15 protein-coding genes, 1 tRNA gene and 1 pseudogene are annotated in these 21,275 nt (G+C 67.1%); 6 read left to right on the top strand and 11 right to left on the bottom strand.

The window, feature by feature from the left end:
* Positions 1-13 precede the first annotated feature (13 nt).
* Entirely contained in the window at positions 14-1,339 is a 1,326-nt protein-coding gene (locus KY496_RS02640) for an ISNCY family transposase (RefSeq protein ID WP_005665724.1), read from the top strand.
* A gap of 168 nt (positions 1,340-1,507) precedes the next feature.
* On the opposite strand, the gene KY496_RS02645 is transcribed toward KY496_RS02640, so the two are convergent.
* Positions 1,508-1,584 (bottom strand) — tRNA-Arg (locus KY496_RS02645).
* Positions 1,585-1,735: 151 nt separating this feature from the next.
* On the opposite strand from KY496_RS02645, the gene KY496_RS02650 reads away from it, so the two are divergent.
* On the top strand, positions 1,736-5,563 hold the full coding sequence (locus tag KY496_RS02650) for a two-component regulator propeller domain-containing protein (RefSeq protein ID WP_229520402.1): 3,828 nt from the start codon (positions 1,736-1,738) through the stop codon (positions 5,561-5,563).
* 3 nt (positions 5,564-5,566) lie between these two features.
* Here KY496_RS02650 and KY496_RS02655 read toward each other — a convergent pair whose 3' ends face one another.
* A complete protein-coding gene (locus KY496_RS02655; protein ID WP_184237746.1) occupies positions 5,567-6,508 on the bottom strand; it encodes a D-2-hydroxyacid dehydrogenase in 942 nt (313 codons plus the stop codon).
* A gap of 150 nt (positions 6,509-6,658) precedes the next feature.
* On the bottom strand, positions 6,659-6,943 hold the full coding sequence (locus KY496_RS02660) for a hypothetical protein (protein ID WP_219863738.1): 285 nt from the start codon (positions 6,941-6,943) through the stop codon (positions 6,659-6,661).
* A 235-nt stretch (positions 6,944-7,178) separates the two neighbouring features.
* Here KY496_RS02660 and ligD point away from each other — a divergent pair, with 235 nt between their 5' ends.
* On the top strand, positions 7,179-9,749 hold the full coding sequence (gene ligD / locus KY496_RS02665) for a DNA ligase D (protein ID WP_219863740.1): 2,571 nt from the start codon (positions 7,179-7,181) through the stop codon (positions 9,747-9,749).
* Between the two features lie 71 nt (positions 9,750-9,820).
* Here ligD and KY496_RS02670 read toward each other — a convergent pair whose 3' ends face one another.
* The 4 genes from KY496_RS02670 to KY496_RS02685 form a co-directional block, all read right to left on the bottom strand.
* Complete coding sequence (locus KY496_RS02670) at positions 9,821-11,284, bottom strand: catalase (RefSeq protein ID WP_219863742.1); 1,464 nt, start codon at positions 11,282-11,284, stop codon at positions 9,821-9,823.
* 149 nt (positions 11,285-11,433) lie between these two features.
* Positions 11,434-11,667: a hypothetical protein gene (locus KY496_RS02675; protein ID WP_071363171.1), complete on the bottom strand. Its 234-nt coding sequence runs from the start codon at positions 11,665-11,667 to the stop codon at positions 11,434-11,436.
* 2 nt (positions 11,668-11,669) lie between these two features.
* Complete coding sequence (locus KY496_RS02680; protein ID WP_005669984.1) at positions 11,670-12,743, bottom strand: Ku protein; 1,074 nt, start codon at positions 12,741-12,743, stop codon at positions 11,670-11,672.
* Between the two features lie 33 nt (positions 12,744-12,776).
* Positions 12,777-13,742, bottom strand: a complete 966-nt coding sequence (locus tag KY496_RS02685) for an SDR family oxidoreductase (protein WP_005669987.1) — start codon at positions 13,740-13,742, stop codon at positions 12,777-12,779.
* 155 nt (positions 13,743-13,897) lie between these two features.
* Between KY496_RS02685 and KY496_RS02690 the strand changes: the two genes are divergently transcribed.
* Positions 13,898-15,376 (top strand): GGDEF domain-containing protein, encoded by a 1,479-nt coding sequence (locus tag KY496_RS02690; protein ID WP_005669989.1) that lies wholly within the window; start codon positions 13,898-13,900, stop codon positions 15,374-15,376.
* 121 nt (positions 15,377-15,497) lie between these two features.
* On the top strand, positions 15,498-17,186 hold the full coding sequence (locus KY496_RS02695; RefSeq protein ID WP_005669990.1) for a SulP family inorganic anion transporter: 1,689 nt from the start codon (positions 15,498-15,500) through the stop codon (positions 17,184-17,186).
* 2 nt (positions 17,187-17,188) lie between these two features.
* Here KY496_RS02695 and KY496_RS02700 read toward each other — a convergent pair whose 3' ends face one another.
* Positions 17,189-17,818 carry a 1-acyl-sn-glycerol-3-phosphate acyltransferase gene (locus KY496_RS02700; RefSeq protein WP_219863744.1) on the bottom strand — a complete coding sequence of 210 codons (630 nt, stop codon included), beginning with the start codon at positions 17,816-17,818 and terminating at the stop codon, positions 17,189-17,191.
* A 193-nt stretch (positions 17,819-18,011) separates the two neighbouring features.
* Between KY496_RS02700 and arsC the strand changes: the two are divergent.
* Positions 18,012-18,356: pseudogene (gene arsC, locus KY496_RS02705) on the top strand (arsenate reductase (glutaredoxin)); the annotation flags it as partial.
* 6 nt (positions 18,357-18,362) lie between these two features.
* On the opposite strand, the gene KY496_RS02710 reads toward arsC, so the two are convergent.
* The 3 genes from KY496_RS02710 to KY496_RS02720 form a co-directional block, all read right to left on the bottom strand.
* Entirely contained in the window at positions 18,363-19,598 is a 1,236-nt protein-coding gene (locus KY496_RS02710; protein ID WP_005669995.1) for a right-handed parallel beta-helix repeat-containing protein, read from the bottom strand.
* A 123-nt stretch (positions 19,599-19,721) separates the two neighbouring features.
* Positions 19,722-20,165, bottom strand: a complete 444-nt coding sequence (locus tag KY496_RS02715; protein WP_005669997.1) for a thioesterase family protein — start codon at positions 20,163-20,165, stop codon at positions 19,722-19,724.
* 379 nt (positions 20,166-20,544) lie between these two features.
* Positions 20,545-21,270, bottom strand: a complete 726-nt coding sequence (locus tag KY496_RS02720; RefSeq protein ID WP_219863747.1) for a hypothetical protein — start codon at positions 21,268-21,270, stop codon at positions 20,545-20,547.
* Positions 21,271-21,275 lie beyond the last annotated feature (5 nt).

Here is a 21,275-nt window from a genome sequence, read left to right on the forward strand (position 1 = left end):
GACAGTGCTCAAGATGACAGCCAAAGACGTGTTGCGTAGCCAGGTGATGGCACAGGTAGTTGAGGGTAAGCTGGATCAGGAAAGTGCTGCCAGGAGGCTGGGCATCAGCACGCGCCAGGTGAAACGTCTGAAGCGGCGTATGCTCGACGAGGGCAATGCAGGGCTACTGAGCAAGAGCCGGGGCAAACCGTCGAATCGACGCACGCCACAAGAGAAGCTGTCCAAGGCATTGGACCTGATCAGGGCGCACTATGCGGATTTCGGTCCGACGTTGGCATGCGAGAAGCTCGACGAACTGCATGAGATCCGCCTATCAGTGGAAACGGTGCGCAAGGCGATGATTGCGGCGCAACTGTGGAAACCGCGTCGTGGCGCAACAGCGCGGACACACGCAATGCGCGAGCGCAGGGCGCGGCGCGGAGAGCTGATCCAGATCGATGGATCGCCGCACGACTGGTTCGAGGGCCGCGCGCCCCGCTGCAGCCTGTTGGTGTTTATCGACGATGCCACGAGCGAGCTGATGGCATTGCGTTTCGTCGATGCCGAGACGACGCTTGGATACATGAGTTTGCTGGAGGAGCACATCAGAAATCATGGCCTGCCAGCGGCCCTGTACAGCGATCGTCATAGCATCTTCCGGATCAGCACGGGCGACAAGAGTGGCGTCGGTGAAGGGCAAACGCAGTTTGCACGCGCATTGGAACAACTCGGTATCGAGGGCATCCAGGCTAACAGCCCGCAGGCCAAGGGACGAGTCGAGCGAGCCAATCAGACCTTGCAGGACCGCTTGGTAAAGGAGATGCGGTTACAGGGCATCAGTAGCCAGCAGGCTGCCAATGCCTGGCTACCGCAGTTCATTCGCGCCTTCAACCGGCGCTTTGCCGTCACGGCCGTGCTGCCTGAAGACGCTCATGTGCCGTATGGCGGAACCGAAGCTGCTCTACGCCGAATCCTCTCGGTGCATATACCTCGCCGCCTGTCTAGCAACCTGAGCTGTCAGTTCAATGGCTTGCTGTATCAGATCCAAATTGCCGACCAGGGGCGAGCATTGCGTGGCGCCAGCGTTACTATCGTCACCCATCCGGAAAGTGCGACCGAGGTCGTCTGGCAAGGCCGGGTTTTGCAGCACACATGCAGCAGCAAGCCAATCAAGCAGCATGAGGCGATCGACGGCAAGGACATCAATGGCAAGGTCGAGCAGGCACTCGCCCGACGCCAACCGCCACAGCCTATCGGACACCCCTGGAAAAAACGCATGGAAACGCAACCGGGCACCGTCCCTGTACGTGCTGAGTTCGCCCATACGAAATCGCATCTGGCCCCTGTCACCAATCCGTGATCAAATTGGCAAGAGGGACATTTCTACTTTGCGCAACAGGGGACATTTCTATTTAGCGTTGACAAGGTTCATTGCCGAACCGCGTAACGGCCCGCGAAAACCGTCCGCGGCAAATGCCCGGAGCAAAGAAAAAGGGCCAGATCTCGCGATCTGGCCCTTCGTATTTTCTGGTGCGGCTGGCAGGAATCGAACCCACGACCCCTTGGTTCGTAGCCAAGTACTCTATCCAGCTGAGCTACAGCCGCCCGAAGCACGCATTATAGCAGCGGGTTGTCGTTTCTGGAAGACTCAAAATATTTCACTTAAGCAAACTCCTCTGGTAGATTTGATAGCAGGATAATTAATTGGATCGCCATGTCGGGTTTCGCCACTGTCCGCGCCACATCGTGCCGCTGCATGTTCATCCTGTTGCTGAGCGTCCTGGGCATGCTCGCCGCGAGCCTGCCCAAGGACGCGGGCGCCGCCCAGCGCAGCCTGCGTTTCGAGCGGCTGTCCGTCGACGACGGCCTGTCCCAGCATTCGGTGATGAACATCCTGCAGGACCGGCGCGGCTTCATCTGGTTCGGCACCCAGGCCGGGCTGCACCGTTTCGACGGCTACCGGATGACCGTGTACCGCAACGACACCAACGATCCCGGCAGCATCCCAGACAATTTCGTGTCCGCCTCCTACGAAGATCCCGCAGGCTCCCTGTGGTTCGGCACCAAGGGCGGGCTTGCGCGTCACGACCCCGCCACCGGCCGCTTCCAGCGCCATGCGCTGGCGGACGAAGGGCGCAGCGTGATGCGTTCGGTGGTGGCCATCGTGCCGGGACCGGATGGCGCGCTGTGGCTGGCGACCACCGACGGCGTGGTGCGCTTCGATCCGGCCACCGGCCGGCACCGCGGTTATGTGCATGACCCCGAGGACCGCGCCAGCCTGCGCGACGATCGGGTCAATGCGCTCGCCTTCGACAACGCGGGCGCGCTGTGGGTGGGCACGGCCGCCGGCCTGGACCGGATGGAGCCGGGCGGCGGCCGCTTTGCACATTTTGCGCTCGCGCCACCGGCGGACGCCCGGCGCAATACCGTGCTCGCGCTGTCGATGGGGCCGCGCGACACGCTGTGGGTCGGCACCGCCTCCGGGCTCGAAGCCTGGCGCCTCGACGAAGGCCCGCCGCGGCGCCAGCGCATGAGCGCGGCCGACGGCATGGGCGAGGTGCACGTCAGAACCTTGTACCACGACAGTGGCGCCCAGCTGTGGGTCGGCACCGAGAACCAGGGCCTCAAATGGCGCGACCCATCCAGCGGCAAGTTCATCAGCTATCGCAACGCGGCCCAGGATCCGCACAGCCTGTCCGACAACCAGGTGCCGGCGGTGCTGGTCGACCGCACCGGCACCTTGTGGGTCGGCACCTATTTCGGCGGCATCAACCGCACCGACCTGGCCAGCGGCGGCTTCGCGCGCTATGGCGAGACCGAGGGCATCGGCCGCGCGCGGGTGCGCGCCATCGCCGGCGAAGCCGACGGCCGCCTGTGGGTCGGCACCGTCAGCGACGGCCTGATGCTGCTCGATCCGGCCACCCGCCAGGCCACGCGCCTGCGCTCCGGCATGCTGGGCGAGCGCGTCACGGCGTTGGCGCCGGCGCGCGGCCGGATGTGGATCGGCACCCCGACCGGCCTGCTGTGGCGCACGCCGGATGGACGCATGGGGCGGGTGGGACTGGGGCGCGGCCCGAGCGCCAACCACGTGCAGGCCATCCTCGCCGGCCGCGACGGCACCTTGTGGGTGACGACGCGGGATGGCCTGTCGGCGCTGGCCCCCGGCCATGAAACCACGCGCAGCTGGCGCAACGACCCGCTCGACCCGACCAGCCTGGGCGACAACTACGGCCGCGCGCTGCTGGAAGACCGGCACGGCATCCTGTGGATCGGCACCGAGTCGGGCCTGGAACGGTACGACCGCGCCGCCGACACGTTTACCCGTTTTCGCAACGATCCGGCCGATCCGGGCAGCCTGCGCCACAGCCGCGTCAACTACCTGTACGAATCGGCCAGGGGCGAGCTGTGGGTCGGCACCGCCGGCGGGCTGCACCGCATGATGCGCGACGGCGAGCGCACCTGGTTCCGCTTCTATCCCTTCGCCGACGGCGAGGATGCGCCATCGATCGGCGCCATCCTCGAGGACGACGACGGCAACCTGTGGGTCAGCACCACGGCCGGCATCACGCGGGTCGATCCGGTGGGTGGCCAGGCCAAGAGCTACACCGCCAAGGACGGCCTGATCGACGGTTCCTACTTCGTCGGATCGGGCTGGCGCGGCGCCAACGGCCAGCTGCATTTCGGCGGCATCAGCGGCATGACCTCGTTCTTTCCGGCCGAGGTGCGCGACAACCCGTTTGCGCCGACGGTGGCGATCACCGACCTGCTGGTATTGAACAAGACCCGCTCCATCCCCGACCTGCCGACGCGGCGCGAGATCACGCTGTCGCACCGCGACACCGTGTTCACCATCGAATTCGCGGCCCTGCACTATGCCGACCCGCACGGCAACCGCTATGCCTACCAGCTCGAAGGCTTCGACCAGGCCTGGGTCGACACCAATGCCAGCCGGCGCTTCGCGACCTATACGAACCTCGATCCGGGGCGCTATGTGTTCCGGGTCCGGGCCAGCAACAAGGACGGCCTGTGGAGCCAGGACGCCGCCGCGCTGGCGATCACGATCACGCCGCCGTACTGGAAGACCTGGTGGTTCCGCACGCTGGCGGCAAGCGTGGTGCTGGCGCTGTCCTACCTGGTCTACCGGCTGCGGGTGCGTGCGCTGGTCGAGCAGAAAGGGCTGCTGGCGCGCGAGGTCCACGCCCGCACCGCCGAACTGCTGCTGCAGAAGGAAGCGGCCGAACGCGGCAAGCGCGAAGTCGAGCGCCAGAAGGAATCGGTCGAGCGCGCGCACCGCAATATCGCGCTGCTGTCCGACATGGGCAGGGTGCTGACCGCGAACCTGGACAATGAGGCCATCATGAACACGCTCTACCAGCACGTGGTGGCGCTGATGGACGCGCCGGTGTTCGCGGTCGCGTTGTGGCGCCCCGAGCGCGAGACGCTCGAGCTGCCGTATGCGATGGTGGTCGGACGGCGCATGGCGCCGCGCGAATTGCGCTTCGATCCGGCGCGCCACCTGCTGTCGTGCTGCGTGGCCGAAGGCCGCGAGTTCCTGCTGGCCGACGTGCAGGCCGAGCTTCCTTCGTGCCTTTCGCAGGCGGCCAACGCGCTCGATGCGGTGGCGGTGTCGGAGTCCGCCGTCCAGGCGCCGCGTTCGCTGCTGTGCGTCCCGGTGACGGTGGGCGAGCGGGTGCTGGGCGCGGTGACGGTGCAGAGCCGCCAGCCCGGCGCCTACAGTCAGGTCCACCTCGACATGCTGGGGACGCTGGCGGCCTACGTGGGCGTGGCGATGGACAATGCCGAAGCCTATCACCGCCTCAAGGAAACCCAGGCCCAGCTGGCGGCCCAGGAGAAACTGGCCTCGCTCGGTTCGCTGGTGGCGGGCGTGGCGCACGAGCTCAACACCCCGATCGGCAACAGCCTGCTGATGGCCAGCACCCTGCAGGAGCGCACCAACGCGGTGGCGGCGCGCTTCGCGCAAGCCACGCTCAAGCGCTCGGACCTGGAAGACTACATGGCCGCCTCGAGGGAGGCATCGGAGCTGATCGTGCGCAGCCTGCACAATGCGGCCGAACTGGTGAGCAGCTTCCGCCAGGTCTCGGTCGACCAGGCCAGCGCCCAGCGCCGCCGCTTCGACCTGGCCCAGGCCTGCCACGAGATCGTCGCGACGCTGATGAACACGGTGCGCCTGGCCGAACACCGCCTGCTGCTCGACGTGCCGGCCGGGATCGCGATGGATGGATTCCCGGGTCCGCTGGGCCAGGTCCTGATCAACTTCGTCAACAATGCCATGCTGCACGCCTTCGAGGGGCCGGGCGGCGCCATGACGATCGCCGCCGCGCCGCACGACGGCCGGGTGACCATCACCTTCCGCGACGACGGACGCGGCATCGAGGCGGCCCACCTCGGGCGCATCTTCGATCCCTTCTTCACGACCCGCATGGGGCAGGGCGGCACCGGGCTGGGCCTGAACATCGTCTACAACATCGTCACCAGCCTGCTGGGCGGGACGATCCGGGTCGAGAGCACGCTAGGGGCCGGCACGCTGTTCGTGCTCGACCTGCCGCTACGGGCGCCGGACTAGACGTCAGACCACGTTGCGCGGCGCGCCGGCCTGCCAGGCTTCGATATTATCGACCAGCATGTCGGCCAGCGTCTGCATGGCGCCGGCGCTGGCCCAGGCCACGTGCGGGGTCAGGATGAAGTTCGGCAGGCGCAGGCCGAGCAGGGGATTGCCGGACGACGGCGGCTCCTTGGAGAGGACGTCGAAGCCGGCGCCGATGCGGCCTTCCATCAGCACCTCGGCCAGCGCCGCCTCGTCGACCAGGCCGCCGCGCGCCGTGTTGATCAGGAGCGCGCCCGGCTTCATCAGGCCCAGCTCGCGCCGGCCGATCAGGTCGCGGGTGTCTTCGGTGAGCGGCAGGTGCAGGCTGACGATATCCGAGGTGGACAGCAGCTCGTCCAGCGCCAGTTGGGTGACGTCCGGATCCGGGATCGGCGAACGCGAGGTGGCGGCCACCCGCATGCCGAAGGCGCGCGCGATGCCGGCGACCCGCTTGCCGAGCGCGCCGTAGCCGACGATGCCCAGGCGGCTGCCGGCCAGGTCGCCGATCGGGTGGTCGAGCAGGCAGAAGCGGCTGGAGGTCTCCCATTTGCCGGCCTCGACGTCGAGGGCGTAGGCGCGCAGGTTGCGGCGCAGCGCCAGCATCAGGGTGACGCAGTGTTCGGGCACCGAGACCAGCGAGTAGTCGCGGATGTTCGAGACCACGATGCCGCGTTCGCGGCAGGCAGCCAGGTCGACGTTATCAAGGCCGGTGGCCGCGACGGCGACCAGTTTCAGGTCGGGCAGTTGCGCTATCGCCGCGGCGCGCAGCGGCACCTTGTTGGTGATCGCGACGGTGGCGCCGGCCAGGCGTTCCACGACCTCGTCGGGGCTGGTGCCCGCGTAGTCCTGCCAGGTATGCGCAAAGCCGGGCACGCGGACATTGGCCTGCAGGCTGTCGCGGTCGAGGAAGACGATACGGTCCATGGTGTCCTTTGGAGTGGCGGGCAAAATCCTATTGTAGAGCAGGCGTGGCAAAAGACAGGATGGCCTGTCTTTTGCACGGGGGCGGCGTGGGGAATGCCGCGATATGGTGGGGCTCGAGCCGGCTTCTGATGAGGACCCTGAGCCCGGGGATTACTGCGAGCGCGCGACGCTGTCGGCCTTCGCTTCGGCCTGGTCGGCCTTGGCTTCAGCCTTCTTCTCGGCTGCCTTCGCCTCGGCCTTGGCCACGTCGGCCTTCGCTTCGGCAGTGGCCTTCTCTACCTTCTCGTCGGCCTTGGCGGCTTCTTTCGCATGCTTGGCGTCGGCCTTGGCCGCGTCCTTGGTGGCGTGCGCCTGGTCGTGCGTGGTGGCAGGGGTCTGGGCGAACACGGAAGTAGCGAACAGACCAGCGATCAGGGTAGCGGCGATTTTGCTCATGGTGTCATTCCTTTATAGTGGTTTGAAACTCGGTTGATCTCGTGGGGCTCCGTAGAGCAATCCAGGTGTTTCTGCGTCGTGTTACTGAGCAGATAACGGGGCGCGTTACCGTCCAGTTGACGGCATTTACATCCACTTACATTTATCTCAACGACCCCGGTCAGCGTTCGCTGCCGTACAGTCCCCGACGCGAGGCAGGAATAGGCTGTGATCAATAGGTTCCTGGAGCATCGCCATGCCGGACGCACTGAAAGTCTATAAAGCCAAGCGCAACTTCACGATCACGTCAGAGCCGGCCGAAGGCGGCACGCCCGGCGTGGACGCCTTGACCTTCGTTATCCAGAAGCATTGGGCCAGCCGCCTGCACTACGATTTCCGGCTCGAGCTGGACGGCACGATGAAGAGCTGGGCGGTGCCGAAAGGCCCCAGTTACGACACCCACGACAAGCGGATGGCGGTGCATGTCGAGGACCACCCGATCTCGTATGCCGATTTCGAAGGAACGATTCCGGCCAAGCAATATGGCGCAGGCAAAGTCATCATCTGGGACAAGGGCACCTGGGAACCGCTGGAAGACCCGCACAAGGGATTCGCCAAGGGCAGCATCAAGTTCGAGATGCACGGCCACAAGATGCACGGTCGCTGGACCCTGGTGCGCATGAAGGGCCGCGGCGACGACAAGCAGGAACCGTGGCTGCTGATCAAGGAGAAGGACGAGTACGCGCGCTCATCCGAGGAATTCTCGCTGGTCGACGAGATGCCTGACAGCGTCAAGGACCTGCCGATGCCCGAGCGGGTGCAGCGCAAGGTCGAGGCGCTGCGCGAAGAAGAGGAGGAGGAGCAGGCGCCGGCGTCGAAAAAAAGAACGCCGGCGAAGAAAAAAGCCGCCGCCAAGCCCAGGGCGGCGCCGGCTTCCGCCCTGGTCGCCTTGCCTGAAAAATTCTCGCCCGAGCTGGCCACGCTGGTGGACGCGCCGCCGCCCGACCCCGAGAACTGGGTATTCGAGGTCAAGTTCGACGGCTACCGCATGCTGGCGCGCATCGAGGACGGCGCGGTGCGCTTGATCACGCGCAATGCCAACGACTGGACCGACAAGCTGTTGCCGCTCAAGGCCGAGCTGGAGCGCATGAAGCTGCCCGACGGCTGGTATGACGGCGAGATCGTGGTCCACGACGAGAACGGCAAGCCCGATTTCGGCAAGCTGCAGCTGGCCTTCGACGGCAAGCATGCCGAACACATCGAATTCTTCCTGTTCGACGTGCCATACTTCGACGGCCACGACCTGCGCGAGCTGCCGCTGGTCGACCGGCGCGGCTTGCTCGAACAGCTGCTCGCGAAGAAGAAGTCGGACAAGGTCCGTTTCTCGGCCGAGTTCGGCAACAAGCCGGACGAGCTGGTGGTCGCGGCCTGCAAGATCGGGCTGGAAGGCGTGATCGGCAAGCGGCGCGGTGCGCGCTATGTGTCGCGGCGCTCGCCCGACTGGATCAAGCTCAAGTGCGGGCTGCGCCAGGAATTCGTGATCGGCGGCTTCACCGACCCCAAGGGTTCGCGTACCGGCATCGGCTCGCTGCTGCTCGGAACGTATGACGAAGAAGGCGTGCTGCGCTACGCGGGCAACGTCGGCTCGGGCTTCAACCATTCCTCGCTGGCCGCGATCGCCAAGCGGCTGGAAAAGTTGCGCAGCGACGAGAGTCCTTTCCCGCCGCGCGCCGTTCCCGGCCGCAAGCACCACTGGGTCAAGCCGGTGCTGGTGGCCGAGGTCAGCTTCTCCGAATGGACCAGCGCCGGCGCGGTGCGCCACCCGGTATTCCAGGGCTTGCGCGAAGACAAGCCGGCCAAGGGCATCACACGTGAAAAGGCACAGCATATGGACGACGCATCCGCGACAGACGCTGCGGACCCTGTTTCGGCGCCGGGCAGGCTCCCGGCGACGATGAAGATCACGAATGGCGACCGCGTGATCGACAAGGAGAGCGGCGCGACCAAGCTCGACCTGATTCGCTACTACGCGCTGGTCGGCGAGCTGATGATGGAACACCTGAAGGGGCGTCCGGTATCGCTGGTGCGCGCGCCCGAGGGCGTGGGCGGCGAACTGTTCTTCCAGAAGCACGCCGACGTGCGCAAGATGCCGGGCCTGCGCCACCTGGACCAGGCGCTCGACCCCGACCATCCGCCGATGCTCGAAGTGGCAAGCGTGGAAGGCATCCTGTCGTCGGCGCAGTGGAACGTGGTCGAGATCCACACGCAAAACGCGTTCAAGGGCAGCTACCAGAAGCCGAACCGCATGGTGTTCGACCTCGACCCGGGCGAGGGCGTCGAGTGGCCGGCGATGCAGGAGGCGGCCCAGCTGATGCATGCCTTCCTCGACGAACTGGGCTTGCCGGCCTTCCTCAAGACCAGCGGCGGCAAGGGCCTGCACGTGGTGGTGCCGATCAAGGGTGGTCACGACTGGGATACGGTGAAGGCGTTCTCGCAGGCGATCGTGCGCCATATGGCCGACACCTTGCCCGACCGCTTCGCCTTCAAGAGCGGCCCGAAGAACCGGGTCGGCAAGATCTTCATCGACTACCTGCGCAACGGGCAGGGCGCGACCACGGTCGCGGCCTGGTCGGCCCGGGTGCGGCCGGGGCTCGGGATCTCGGTGCCGCTGCGCTGGGAAGAGTTGCCTGGCCTGAGGTCGAGCACGCAGTGGACGGTGGCCAATGTGCACACGCGGCTGGACGAGGGCAATGCGCCGTGGGACGGTTATGCCAGGGCGGCGAAGACGCTGACAAAAGCGATGAAGGCGCTCGGCTTCGAGCCCTGAATAAAAAAACCGCCACACCGGAACTGGCGGTCCGGGTGGCGGCAAGGAGGGAGAAGCTTGAGGGCGAGTGCTTAGTCGACGTTCCTGCCCAGCGCCTTGAGCGAGGCGCGCACGCCGCGGCCATACGCCGGGTCGGCCAGGTCGAAGTGGCCCAGCTGGCGCTGCAGGATGTCCTCGTCCACCTGGCTCAGCGGGCCGGCCAGGTTGTCGCACAGGTTCTGGCGCGCCTGGGCGTCCATCAGGCGGAACAGGTTGCCGGCCTGCGTGTAATCGTCTTCCTGGCCGCGGAAGTCGAAGCGGCCGGCATCGCCTTCCAGGGCCAGTTCGCGCTCGCCGTGGCCCATGCCGGTGGCGCCGGCGCCCACGCTGTTCAGCGTGTAGTAATTGCGCGCCGCGCCGCCGTTGGCGATCGCCATCGAACCGTCACGCTGGTGGTTGTGGACCGGGCAGCGCGGGGCGTTCACCGGCAGGTGCTGGTGGTTGGTGCCGACGCGGTACAGCTGGGCGTCGTGGTAGCCGAACAGGCGGCCCTGCAGCATCTTGTCGGGCGAGTAGCCCAGGCCCGGCACCACGTTGGCCGGCGAGAAGGCAGCCTGCTCGACCTCGGCGTGGTAGTTCTGCGGGTTGCGGTTCAGTTCCAGCACGCCGACCGGCTGCACCGGGAAGTCGCCATGCGGCCACACCTTGGTCAGGTCGAACGGATTCCAGCCGGTGCGCGCGCTCCAGGCTTCCAGCTCCTGGATGGTCGCGACCTGCACCTGCACGTCCCACTGCGGGAAGTCGTTGGCGGCGATCGCATTGAACAGGTCGCGCTGGGCGTGATCCGGATCGCTGCCGGCGATGCGGGTGGCGTCCGCGGCGCTCAGGTTCTTGATGCCCTGGCGGGTCTTGAAGTGCCACTTCACGTAGACGCGCTCGCCCTGTTCGTTGATCAGGCTATAGGTGTGGCTGCCGAAGCCGTCCATGTGGCGGTAGCCGTCCGGGGTGCCGCGGTCCGAGAACAGGATCGTCACCTGGTGCAGGCTTTCCGGCGCATTGCTCCAGAAGTCGAACATCATATTGGCCGACTTCAGGTTGGTCTGCGGATCGCGCTTCTGGGTGTGGATGAAGTCCGGGAAGTTGATCGGGTCCTTGATGAAGAACACCGGCGTGTTGTTGCCGACCAGGTCCCAGTTGCCTTCCTCGGTATAGAAGCGCAGCGCGAAGCCGCGCGGATCGCGTTCGGTGTCGGCGCTGCCTTTTTCGCCGCCGACGGTCGAGAAGCGCAGGAAGACCGGGGTCTGCTTGCCGACGTGGGCGAACAGGTTCGCCTTGGTCAGGCCGGTGATGTCGTGGGTGACGGTGAAGCTGCCATAGGCGCCCGAACCCTTGGCGTGGACGACGCGCTCAGGGATGCGCTCGCGGTTGAAGTGCTGCAGCTTTTCGATCAGGTGGAAATCCTGCAGCAGCAGCGGGCCACGCGGGCCGGCGCTCAGCGAGTTCTGGTTGTCGGCGACCGGGATGCCGGAGGCGGTGGTGAGGCGTGCTTGTGTCATTATAGAATCTCCTTATCACTGATGAAAAATCAATGAAGAGATTCTATCAAGAAACTAGCAAATCCGAAAGTGTTGTGAATTTATTGCCGCGATAGATTTTATAAATTCAGCAAAAATGATATGCGCGGCGTTTCCCATTGTCAAGTTCTTCAATCGCCGTTCTTGAAGATGCCGCGCACGTTCATCGCCATCAGCGCCAGCTGCAGGGTAATGAGGGCCCAGGCTTCGTCGTGCCAGCCCCACACGATCCACAGCAGGTTACTGAGGATGAACATCCAGAACCCGAACACCCGGCGTTCGGCGCGCTTGGAGCCGATCAGGAAGGCGGCGTAGAGGCTGACCAGCATCGCCGGCCATTGAAGGAGGTCGATCAGTCCCTCCATCCTCACGCCGCCTTCTTGCGTGCCGGCGCCTTGGCGGACGCTTTCCTGGCGACCGCTTTCTTCGCCGCCGGCTTGGCCGCGGTCTTGCTCGCCGTAGCCCGCGTCGACTTGGCGGCGCTCGCGCCCGCACGGCTGCCCGATCCCGCCGTCTTGCGTGCGCGCGGCACGTGGACCTCGTCGTCGTCGTCGTCGCCGGCCGCCGGCTTTTTCGACTTGCGCGGCGGCGGATCGTCGTCATCGTCGTCGTCATCTTCCAGCGCCGCCGCCAGCGCGGCCCTGGCCGGCTTCTTGCCCAGGCTGGCCTGGAGCAGGGCGACCAGGTCGATGACCTTGCCGCTCGTGCGTTTTTCTTTCTCGGGCTCGGGCTGGGTGATGGTCTTGGTCTGCCTGGCCTTGATCTTCTTCTTGACCAGGGCCAGCACGTCCTCGCGGTAGGTGTCGTGGTACTGCTCCGGCGCCCAGTCCTCGCTCATGCCCTCGACCAGCGCCATCGCCATCTTGAGTTCCTTGACGGTGACGGCGGCGGTCTTGGAGTCGGGCGACGGGATCTTGAGTTCGCCCGCATCGCGCATCTCGTCCGGATAGCGCAGCGTGTTGAGCACGATGGTGTCGCCCACGCACACCAGCGCCGCCAGGTGCTGCTTGACGCGGATGACCACGCGCGCGATGCCGATCTTGCCGGCCTCGCGCAGGGTCTCGCGCAGCAGGGCATACACCTTGGCGCCGCCCTTGCCCGGCGCGAGGTAATACGGCTGGTCGTAGTAGATCAGCGGCACGTCCTCGGCATCCACGAAGGCCTGGATGTCGATGGTCTGCGTCGCTTCGGGGTTGGCGCGGCGCAGGTCTTCGTCGGACAGGACGACGTACTCGCCGTCTTCATATTCGTAGCCCTTGACGATGTCGTCCCACGCCACCTCCTTGCCGTTGCCCTTGTTGTAGCGCTTGAAACCGACCGGCGAAAAGTCGCGCCGGTCGAGCATGGTCAGGTCCAGCCCCTTGCTTTCGACCGCGGTATACATATCGACCGGAATATGGACCAGCCCGAAACTGATCGCCCCCTTCCACATGCTGCGCATGGATGTCCTCCTTGTCGTTCGCAGGCCGGCCGGTCAGCCGACCGAACCGGTGATCGGCAGCACGATGCCGGTGATGTAGCCCGAGCACACTGGCGAGGCCAGGAACACATAGGCCGGCGACAGTTCTTCCGGCTGGGCCGGGCGTTTGTAGTCGGTCTGGGCGCCGAATTCCTTCAGCTGCTCGGGCGGCTGGTCGGCCGGGTTCAGCGGAGTCCAGACCGGGCCCGGCGCCACCGCATTGACGCGGATGCCCTGTTCGATCAGGCTCGAGGCGAGCGACATCGTGAAGGCGTGGATCGCGCCCTTGGTGGCCGAATAGTCGAGCAGCTTCTTCGACCCCTGCAGGCCGGTCACCGAGCCGGTGTTGATGATGGACGCGCCCTGCTTGAGATGCGGCAGGCATGCCTTCGCCATGTGGAAGTAACCGTAGATATTGGTGCGGAAGGTCTCGTCGAGCCGCTCTTCGGTGATGTCGAGCAGCGAATTCGCATGTTCCTGGAAGGCGGCGTTATTCACCAGCACGTCCAGGCGGCCGAATTCGGCCACGACTTTTTCCACTGCCTCGTTGCAGAAGGCGGCGTCCTTGACGTCGCCCGAGATGGTCACGCAGCGGCGGCCCTCGGCCTCGACGCAGCGCCTGGTTTCCTCGGCGTCTTCGTGTTCGTTCAGGTACATCACGGCCACGTCGGCGCCTTCGCGCGCGAACAGCACCGCGACCGCACGGCCGATGCCGGAGTCGGCGCCGGTCACGATGGCGCTCATGCCTTCCAGCTTGCCGCTGCCCTTGTAGCCCTCGGCCATGAACTTCGGCTTGAGTTCCATCTGCGCCTCGATGCCGGGCTTGGCCAGGTGCTGGGCGGGCATTGGCGTCTCGGGCTGGCGCACGCCGGTCTGCACCGCCTCGTCGCGGCTCTCGGCCTTCTGCATGCTGCCATCGATCTGGTCCTGGCGGTTCTGGATGGCCTTCTGCTTGTTTGCCACGTCGTCCTGCTGTCCCATCGTGCTTCTCCCATGAATGTACGTTCGATCTGGAGAGTATTGGACGCGCGGCGCGGCGCGACGGTGCGGTTCCACACACAGCGCCGCGGTTATGGCACACTCGCGAGGCAAACATGTCGAATCGGTAATGCCAGGAAACGTTTTGGAGGATGAGAATGGGAGAAGAGGGCGCGCGCGCCGATGAAGTGAACATCGACTACAGCTGCCTGTTCGTGAACCCGGTGGGCCAGCGCCGCGCCGATTTCCAGAGCGCCTGCGCCGGGGTCTTCGCGCAGTTGCGGGTGGCCTCCGGCGCGACCCAGGCGCGCGGCCTGCTGGAACGCGAGCCGGCCGACCTCGTGGTGCTGGACCTCGAACGCTGCGAGCTGGGCATCGACCTGGCGGCCCTGGGCGCCCTGGTGGCCGAACGGGCCGGCAAGCCGATCCTGGTGCTGTGCCCCTTCACCAACGCGCGCTGGCTGCCGGCGCTGATGGCCTTCGGCCCGATCGACTATGCGATCGGCCCGCTGCGCGCGCAGCAGACGCGCGCGCTGCTGGACGCGCGCCTGCGCGCCGGCTTCGCGCGCGCGCCGGCCCCGAGCCCGGCCGAGGAAGCGCTGCAAACGCTGCTGGCGCTGCGCGGCGCCAGCCAGGAGGCGCTGGACCACGCCGACGACAGCGTGCGCTTCGCCGAGCGCCTGTGCGCGGCCTTGTCGGGCTGGCCGGGCCTGGTGCATGCGGCGCTGTTCCAGCACCGCGACGGCGACCTGCACCTGGAAGCCGAGCAGGGTGTGGCCGGCCTGCACCTGATGGCGCTGCTCGAGGTCGAGGGCCGCCTGCTGCAGTCGCCGCTGCGCCACGCCTTTCCCGGCCTGCTGGCCGCCGCCAGCGGCGAGTTCACCCTGCTCGACGCGCCGGAAAAGGCGGGCGAGCCCGAACTGGCGGCCAGCCTGGAGGGCTTCGGCGTGCGCATGGCGGTCGGCCTGCCGATCCCGGGCCCGGGCCCGGGCGGCCCGCGTGGCTCGCTGTGCCTGATGTTCGACCATGCGCGCGCCTTTTCGCGCGCGCAGCTGCAGGCGCTGGACGACCTGGCCCAGCTGGCCGCGCATGGCCTGCGCATGGCCGAGGTCACGCGCGAGAACGAGGCCCTGCTGGCGCGCGTGACCCACCTGGCCACGACCGACGCCCTGACCGAGGTCGCCAACCGCCGCCACGGCGAACACCTGCTCGAGCAGGAGATCAAGCGCGCCCGCCGTTACCGCCTGCCGCTGGCGCTGGTGAGTTTCGATATCGACCGCTTCAGCCAGGTCAACGACAGCTTCGGGCATCCGGTCGGCGACATCGTGCTGCGCACCGTGGCCGACACCGCGCGCGCGCTGCTGCGCGCCAGCGACGTGCTGGTGCGCGCGGGCGGAGAAGAATTCCTGGTGATCGCGCCGCATACCAGCGCGATCGACGGCCTCAGGATGGCCGAGAAGCTGCGCGCCGCCATCGAACAGGTCGAGATCCCGGGCTGCGACCACGTGACCATCAGCCTGGGGGTGGCCCAGCTGGGCGAGAGCGAGAGCGGCGACTCGCTCGCGGTGCGGGCCAATGCCGCACTGGCGCGCGCCAAGCGGGCCGGGCGCAACTGCGTGGAACTGGCGATGTCCTGAGGGCGTGCGGCCGGTGTCGCGCCCATCGCGGCGACCGGACGATCACAAACCGAATATCGATATGCGGTATTTATGCTACGCTAGCGGCCTTTCAAACAGGCAAGACCTCCCAGGGTAATCCATGCTTCAGTGGCTGCGCGAGTACCGGCGCGCCGCGCTGCCGGGCGACATCAGCGCCGGCATCGTGGTGGCGATGATGATGATCCCGCAGGGCATGGCCTATGCGCTGGTGGCCGGACTGCCGCCGGTGGTCGGGATCTACGCCAGCATCTTCCCGCCGCTGCTGTACGCGCTGTTCGGGACCAGCAGCACCCAGTCGGTGGGGCCGATGGCCATCGTGTCGCTGATGACGGCGTCGACGCTCGCGCCGCTGGCCACGCCCGGCACCGGCCTGTATGGCGTGCTGGCGGCCCAGCTGGCGCTGATGTCGGGCCTGGTCCTGCTGGCCTGCGGCCTGCTGCGCATCGGCTTTCTCGCCAATTTCTTTTCGCGCCCGGTGATGAGCGGCTTCACCATCGGCTCGGCGATCGTCATCGCCTGGGGCCAGCTGCGCACCCTGGTCGGCGGCCCGCTCACGCTGGACGCGACCCGGGACTGGTATGCGCGCTGGCCCAGCATCGCGCTGGGCTTGGGCTCCCTGGCCTTGCTGGTGATGGCGCGCGAGTGGCTGGCGCCGCTGCTGCGCCGGCTGCGCGTCAAGCCCGTCGTGGCCGACATCGCGGCCAAGCTGGCGCCGATGTTCGTGGTGCTGGGCGCGACCGCGCTGGTGCCGCTGCTGGGCCTTGAGGCGCTGGGCGTGGCCACCGTCGGCGCGGTGCCGGCCGGCTTGCCGGGCCTGAACCTGGCCACCTCGAGCGGCCACTGGCAGGCCTTGCTGCAGCCGGCGCTCTTGATCGGCTTCATGGTGTTTTTGATCAGCATGTCCGGCGCGCAGGCGCTGGCGCTCAAGCGCGGCGGCGAGAAGCTGGCCAGCAACCGCGAGCTGGTCGGTCTGGGCGCGGCCAACGTCGGCAGCGCCCTCTCCGGCGGCTTTCCGGTCACCGGCAGCATCTCGCGCTCGGCGGTGAACTTCGCGGCCGGCGCCAATACCCAGCTGGCGAGCATGATCACGGCCGGCCTGCTGGCCCTGGCGCTGGTGGCGCCCACCGGCTGGCTGGCCCTGCTGCCGCTGCCGACGCTGGCCGCGACCATCATCGTGGCGGTGCTGGGCATGCTCGACTGGTCGACCCTGCGCACCGCCTGGCGCTACGACCGCGCCGACGCGCTGGCGCTGCTGGCCACCGCCGGTGGCGTGCTGGTGCTGGGGGTGGAGGCGGGCGTGCTGGTGGGCGTGGCGCTGTCGATGGGCGCGCTGATCTGGCGCGCCAGCCGGCCCCACATCGCGGTGCTGGGCCGCATCCACGGCACCGAACACTTCCGCAATGTCGACCGTTATTCAGCCGAAACCACGCCCGGCCTGTTGATGCTGCGGATCGACGCCGGCCTGTTCTTCGGCAACGTGGACGCGGTGAACGAGCGCATCGACGAGGAACTGGCGCAGCGTGCCTCTACAACCCACCTGGTGCTGGTGCTGTCGGCGGTGAATGCGATCGACACCTCGGCCCTGTTCGGCCTGGGCGAATTGAACGCGTCGCTGCGCCAGCGCGGCGTGACCCTGCACCTGGCCGAAGTGAAGGGGCCGGTGATGGACCGGCTGCGCGACAGCGACCTGCTGGGCCAGCTCAGCGGGCAGGTGTTCCTGAGCGCGGCGAATGCCTGGGACAGGCTGGCGGGGTCGAGCGCGGCGGGCCGGCCGCAGCCGGGCGCCTGAGTTCAGGCGCGCTTGCGCTGCGCTTCGTTGTCGTCGCGCGGGGCGAGCCGGATCGGCGCGGCGTTCTCGGGAGAGAGGGCGGTGACGTCCCGGTAGACGCCGCGGATCGCTTCCATGTCGGCTTCGACGTCGCCGCTGAGATCGAGCGTGGCGGTCACGCGCAGCTCCTTCTTCTTGTAATCGAAGCTGACCAGCAGCAGCGGCACGTTGGCGGTGCGCGCCAGGTGATAGAAGCCGCTCTTCCAGTGCGGACGGTAGCCGCGCGTGCCCTCCGGGGTGATGGCGACCCAGCACCAGTCTTCCTTCAGCATCTTCTGGGCCAGCTGGCGCGTGGCGCCCATCGGCGAACTGCGGTCCACTGCGATCCCGCCCCAGTAGCGCATCAGGCGACCCATCGCGCCGCGGAACAGCGAATCCTTGGCCAGCCAGCGAAACGGCAGGTCGAGCGCCCATTTGGCGACCAGGCCGATCGGGAAGTCCCAGTTCGAGGTGTGCGGATAGACCACGACGATGCCGTGCGGACCGGGCAGTGGCTTGAAATACAGCTTCCAGCCGAACAGCTGCAGCACGCGCAGCGCGGTGCGCTGGCGCAGGGTGGGCAGTGCCTCGGGACGCTGCAGGTGATCGTTCATCGGGTCTCCGGTTGGGCGTAATGGCATGTTGCTACGGGAATTTTTGATTACGCTCTAGAAAATGAAGCGTGGGATTCTAGCCGGAGCGGAGAGGGGGGACAAGCAAAAATGCTGGTGCCGGGTATGCGCTGTGGTTATCATGCCGCTGTCTGAACGACAAGCCAATGACAATCCGCCACTACGTGTAATGACAATGGATATCACGATTTATCACAACCCGCGCTGCGGGACCTCGCGCAACACCCTGGCCGCCATCCGCGAGGCCGGCCACGAACCGCAAGTGGTCGAGTACCTGGCCAATCCACCGGGCCGCGAGCAACTGGCGCGCCTGATCGCGGATGCCGGCCTGCAGCCGCGCGACGCGGTGCGCCGCAAGGAAGCCCTGTACGCCGAGCTGGGCCTCGACCGGCCGGAGGTGACGGATGCGGCGCTGCTCGATGCGATGGCCGCGCATCCGATCCTGATCGAGCGGCCCTTCGTGGTCACGCCGAACGGCGTGCGCCTGTGCCGGCCGTTCGAGCGGGTGCGCGAAGTCTTGTAAACCTCAGGATGGCGGCGCCGCCGGCAGCGCCCCGATGTCCGCCTTGCGCATCGGCCGCGCCCCGGTATTGCCGCTGCCGGGCGGCGCCGATTCGGATGGCAAGCCCTGTCCGATCGCCGGCGACCCGGGGCGCAGGCGGAAGTCCGGCGTGCCGCTGGCGCTGTACTCGACGAACTGAGGCGGCGCGCTGATGCTGCCGACATGCTCGCGGCCGGGCGACAGCTTCCAGTCGTCGCCGGCATTCTGGTACACGAGGTTGTTGCGGAAGCTGTTGTGGCGGCCGATCGCCCCTTGTTCGAGGATGCCGTTGTTGTTGTCGTAGACGATGTTGTTGCTGACGTGGGTGTGGTCGTTCGGCCCCTTGCTGTGATAAAAGTCGCCGCCGCCGACGACGATGCCGGTGCCGGAGGCCGCCACGGTATTGCCGCGCACGGTCACGCGGTTGGCGTCGTGCCACAGATGGATGCCGGCGCCGGACACGCGGTAGACGACGTTGCCGCGCACGCTGGCCGTGGTGCTGACGTAGATGCCGTGCATGTAGCGGCAGCCGGGCGGGCCGATGTCGTGCACGTGGTTGCCGGTCACGACCACGTCCACGCCCTTGTAATAGCTGTCGATGCCGATGCCGGAGCCGCCCTTGGACTCGCACGGCACGTCGTTGCCGATGTGGTGGATGCGGTTGCCGTGCACGCCGTTGTGCGAGCCGCCGTTGTAGATGCCGCTCAGCCATTTCATGCCGCTCTGGTACTGGGTGCCGTCGATCTCGAAGCCGATGATGTCGACGTAGTTGCCGCGGTTGTCCCAGGCCGCGCTCTGGCGCGCGTCGAGCGGCGGCACGATCCTGGCGCCCCAGCGCTCGGTGCTCTGGAAGATGATGCGCGCCTCGAGCGTGCCGCTGGTGGTGGTGCGCACGCCGCCCGAATAGATGCCGGGCGCGACGTGCACGGTCGTACCCGGCGTGACCACCTGGGCCGCGCGCGCGAGGGTGCGGAAGGGTTCGGCGCGGGTGCCGGGATTGCTGTCCGAGCCGTTGGGCGCGACATGGAGGTGGGTGCGCACCAGTTCGGGCACCACGAGTTCTTCGTGCCCGCCGTCGCGCAGCCGGCAGCCGGCCAGCAATTGCCCCGCCAACAGCGGGCAGGCCAGCAGCCAGAACACGCCCAGCTGCATGCGCCGGCGCACGAGCGGGTATATCAGCAGGCGAACGGCGGTCAAGACCTCGGGCAAAATCCGGCGCATTGCGTCCTCGTCATTAGAGCAGGTGACGGAACCAGTCTGAGCCTGCCCATGCGAGGGGGATGCCGGATCGATCAAACTCGTCCTTGAGCATGCGCAATGCGCGCACGCCGCGGGACGTCGAAATCAAGCGGTCGGCGCAGCGACCACCACCGGCATATACGTGTCCAGGAACGCGGCCGGCATGCGGCGCGGCCGGCCGCTGCCGATCTCGATGCAGACCAGTTCCCAGCGCCCGCGCAGCACGGTGGCGCCGTCGCTGTCGCGCACCAGCTGGAAGCGGCGCTCCATCGTCAGCTTGCCGTCGCCGCCGACCAGCCAGGTGGCCAGGCTCAGCGCCTCGCCTTCCACGGTGGGCAGCAGGTACGCGTAATCGCCGCGCCGGATCGCCATCGCGCGGTCCAGGCGCCGGTAGTCGTCCAGCGACAGGCCCAGCCCTTCCGAATGGGCCCAGCCGGCCTGTTCGCACCAGCGCACGTAGACGGCGTTGTTGGTGTGGTTCAGGCCATCGATGTCGCCGGCCTGCGGCATGACCGGCAGGATGAACGGTTGCGGATAATCCCAGTCCAAAGTGTGTCCTCTGCAAGCGCGGCCGGGGCCGCGAACCTGGGCATTATATGTTCACGATGATCCTGCTGCTGTACCTGCAACAGAACCTCGACGTCACGCTGGCGAGCAGCAGCCTGCGCGGCGAGTTCGCCAGCAGCGCCGCATGCGAGGAGGCCGCCGTCAGGCTGCGCGGCCCACTGCCAACACCCGAAGGCCATGCGGCGGCCTGGCATGACGCGCTGTGCGTGCCGATCGCGCGCGGGGTCAAGGTGCGTGTGGGCGCGCCGCTCGACCTGGGCGCGCTGCTGCGCGAACATCCGCCGGCAGAGTGCGGGGCCGACGGTGCCTGGCGCAGGGTGGCGGAACTGTGCGTTTCACCGTCGACGCCGACGAGCGGAGTTCAGTCGCGCTTGAACTCGGCCTGGGAGGGACAGGGCACGAGGCCGGCGATACCGCCGCCGCCGGGCTTGTCGAACAGGACCGCGCCGCCGCCCTCGGCGCCGAACATGCTCGGACGCACGCCGCCACCCGTGCGGCAGTAATATTTACCATTCTTGCGGAAGCGGTAGACGATGGTGCCGTCGGGGGATGTGTAGCTCTCCGAGGTCTGCGTGAGTGAGCTGTCCTTGCGGGCGCCCTCGACGGCGCTGGCAAAGCGCTTCCATGGCGTGTCGGTCGGTTCGAGTGGAGCCAGCTTGCCTTTGCGTAGGTCGTGATCGGCGCTGCCGGCGGCACGCCTGGCGCGGCCGGCCAGCGTCGCTTCTTCGGATGCGGCATCGTCTTGCGGCGCGGGCTGCGCCAGCGGGTCGGGATAGGCTTCAGCGGCAGACTCCGCTAACGGGGCAATGGCAGGAGCGGTCGTGACAGGCTGCGCTTCGACCGAAGGGCGTGCCGGCGAGCGAGCAGAGGAACGGGGAATCGGAGCGGGTGGTGAGGATTCGGGGGCAGGCGGCGGCACCAGCACCGGCACCACGAGGACTTCACGCAGCGCCGGCACGATGGACGGTAACGCCCGCACGCTGGTGGCGTCAAACCACCACCATGCGAGCAGCAGGTGCGCGCCGAGCGTGGCCGCCAGCGGCCAACCCGGCGCGCGGCGCGGCATCAGGCCGGCGTCCGCGCGCATCGAGC

This window comes from Massilia sp. NP310 (assembly GCF_019443485.1).
In the GTDB taxonomy this organism is placed as follows: Bacteria; Pseudomonadota; Gammaproteobacteria; order Burkholderiales; family Burkholderiaceae_D; genus Telluria; species Telluria timonae.

Bases quoted from the DNA above. Each gene is read 5' to 3' on its own strand.
- KY496_RS02695 (WP_005669990.1), top strand. From the start codon at position 15,498: ATGCTTCAGTGGCTGCGCGAGTACCGGCGCGCCGCGCTGCCGGGCGAC.
- KY496_RS02675 (WP_071363171.1), bottom strand. From the start codon at position 11,667: ATGGAGGGACTGATCGACCTCCTTCAATGGCCGGCGATGCTGGTCAGC.
- KY496_RS02650 (WP_229520402.1), top strand. From the start codon at position 1,736: ATGTTCATCCTGTTGCTGAGCGTCCTGGGCATGCTCGCCGCGAGCCTG.
- ligD (WP_219863740.1), top strand. From the start codon at position 7,179: ATGCCGGACGCACTGAAAGTCTATAAAGCCAAGCGCAACTTCACGATC.
- KY496_RS02700 (WP_219863744.1), bottom strand. From the start codon at position 17,818: ATGAACGATCACCTGCAGCGTCCCGAGGCACTGCCCACCCTGCGCCAG.
- KY496_RS02660 (WP_219863738.1), bottom strand. From the start codon at position 6,943: ATGAGCAAAATCGCCGCTACCCTGATCGCTGGTCTGTTCGCTACTTCC.
- KY496_RS02680 (WP_005669984.1), bottom strand. From the start codon at position 12,743: ATGCGCAGCATGTGGAAGGGGGCGATCAGTTTCGGGCTGGTCCATATT.
- KY496_RS02655 (WP_184237746.1), bottom strand. From the start codon at position 6,508: ATGGACCGTATCGTCTTCCTCGACCGCGACAGCCTGCAGGCCAATGTC.
- KY496_RS02720 (WP_219863747.1), bottom strand. From the start codon at position 21,270: ATGCGCGCGGACGCCGGCCTGATGCCGCGCCGCGCGCCGGGTTGGCCG.
- KY496_RS02690 (WP_005669989.1), top strand. From the start codon at position 13,898: ATGGGAGAAGAGGGCGCGCGCGCCGATGAAGTGAACATCGACTACAGC.
- KY496_RS02640 (WP_005665724.1), top strand. From the start codon at position 14: ATGACAGCCAAAGACGTGTTGCGTAGCCAGGTGATGGCACAGGTAGTT.
- KY496_RS02670 (WP_219863742.1), bottom strand. From the start codon at position 11,284: ATGACACAAGCACGCCTCACCACCGCCTCCGGCATCCCGGTCGCCGAC.
- KY496_RS02685 (WP_005669987.1), bottom strand. From the start codon at position 13,742: ATGGGACAGCAGGACGACGTGGCAAACAAGCAGAAGGCCATCCAGAAC.
- KY496_RS02710 (WP_005669995.1), bottom strand. From the start codon at position 19,598: ATGCGCCGGATTTTGCCCGAGGTCTTGACCGCCGTTCGCCTGCTGATA.